1 protein-coding gene is annotated in these 549 nt (G+C 47.7%); it reads left to right on the top strand.

Annotation, left to right across the window (positions count from 1 at the left end; genetic code table 11):
* A partial coding sequence (locus tag R7P35_RS24405; protein WP_411978890.1) for an AMP-binding protein occupies positions 1 to 549 on the top strand: 549 nt, incomplete at both ends.

Here is a 549-nt window from a genome sequence, read left to right as displayed (position 1 = left end):
AGTTGGACTTCAGTAATCTTCGCTTGGCTGTTGGTGGCGGTATGGCAGTTCAACGTGCTGTTGCTGAAAAATGGCTGAAGACCACAGGCTGCTACCTGCTTGAAGGCTATGGACTTACTGAGTGTTCACCGTTAGTTGCGGCTTACCCGCATGACCTGGTTGAGTACAACGGTTCTATCGGTCTGCCAGTTCCTTCGACAGAAGTTCGTATGGTTGATGAAGAAGGCAATGTACTGCCAAATACTGGTACAGGTGAGCTACAAGTTCGCGGCCCTCAAGTAATGCAAGGTTACTGGCAACGTCCGGAAGCAACTAAAGACACCATTAACGAAGACGGTTGGCTATCAACGGGTGACATCGTTAAGTTTGATGATGAAGGCTTCCTGCACATTGTTGACCGTAAGAAAGACATGATATTGGTTTCTGGCTTCAACGTTTACCCGAATGAAATCGAAGACGTTGTCGCTCTGCACGGCAAAGTTCTTGAAGTGGCTGCTATTGGTCAACCGCATGAAGTGTCTGGTGAGTTGGTGAAGATCTACGTTGTAA

Source organism: Vibrio sp. Vb0304 (assembly GCF_033338995.1).
In the GTDB taxonomy this organism is placed as follows: Bacteria; Pseudomonadota; Gammaproteobacteria; order Enterobacterales; family Vibrionaceae; genus Vibrio; species Vibrio alginolyticus.
This window is presented reverse-complemented; position numbering and strand designations above follow the sequence as displayed.